Source organism: Enterobacter sp. RIT637, from assembly GCF_019718755.1.
GTDB lineage: Bacteria > Pseudomonadota > Gammaproteobacteria > Enterobacterales > Enterobacteriaceae > Enterobacter.
On record NZ_JAIHAZ010000039.1, the window covers coordinates 1 to 1,085 of the forward strand.

1 protein-coding gene is annotated in these 1,085 nt (G+C 55.1%); it reads right to left on the minus strand.

The genetic code is table 11. The annotated features are described in order from the left end of the window. On the minus strand, nucleotides 1-1,085 hold a 1,085-nt coding region (eptB, locus tag K5E19_RS22965), incomplete at both ends, for a kdo(2)-lipid A phosphoethanolamine 7''-transferase (RefSeq protein ID WP_221553239.1).

Consider the following 1,085-nt stretch of genomic DNA (forward strand, 5'->3'; position numbering starts at 1 on the left):
TCCACATACATCACCGAGTTATCGTAAGAGTTAATCAGCTGCTCTTTGGTGCAGTCTTTGTCTACGCCCACACACTCCGGCGTCCATTTGGCAAAACTGCGCGGGTAACGCTGGGTGTAGTTAAAGTGCGAGCCTTTGGTATGCAGGATGATCATATGCTTCCCATCCTGATTGTTGCTCAGCGAGCCTTTCATCTCATCGATGAGCAGCATATCGTCAACGCTCTTCCCGCGGTTACGCGGCTCAGCGCCGATCTGCTCACGATAGGCAATGTTCTGCGCCATCGTGTTGCTGTAGAACCACATCTCGCTCTGCATCGCATAGAGATCAGAACTGAATCCAAGCTGATGCAGCACCGAGAAAACGTTCTGCTCTTTCAGGGTACGCTGCGGGTTATCATCCGCCCCGCCCTCGCGAACAAACATGCAGCGCAGCGACAGCTTGGTCGCCGTATCACATGAGTAGCCCCGATAAGCGATCAGGTTCTTCTCCTGCGCCAGTTTCGGCGTCGTATCGCGGTCGTAGCCTAAAATCCCCATATGATCCCAGCGCGTTGTTTCACCGATGATAAAGACCACATAGGTATCGTCGATATCTTTAGGCGCTTCGTAGGTGAACTGCTTCGCCGGATTGAGGAGAGATTTATTATCGGAAGACTCATCCACCTGCGCCCAGGCGTAGAGGCCCAGCGCGGAAATCCAGTTAGAGGGCAGATAGGAGTTCGCCACCACGCCGCCGTAGCTCGGCAAATCCACGCCAGAAGTACGTTCGTCACTCTTCTGCTTCACTTCAAGCAGACGAATCGGGCCCCAGACCATCAGCCCCGCCAGCAGTACCACCGCGACGCTTCGGACGCGTTGCCCTGGCGTGCGCATCTGACGCAGCAGGGTATAGCGGCAGCGGTTACTCCAGATGAGCAGCAGCGGCAGCGCACTGACGCCCACCAGCCACAGGATAAAGTGCAGGCCGACCACCTCTTTCGAGAGATCGATATCCGTCGTCATGACTGAGGCAATAATGCCGTAGCCAATAACCACGTTCATAAAAGTCATGTAATAGCTGGCACCTGCCGAGCAGAGCACCAC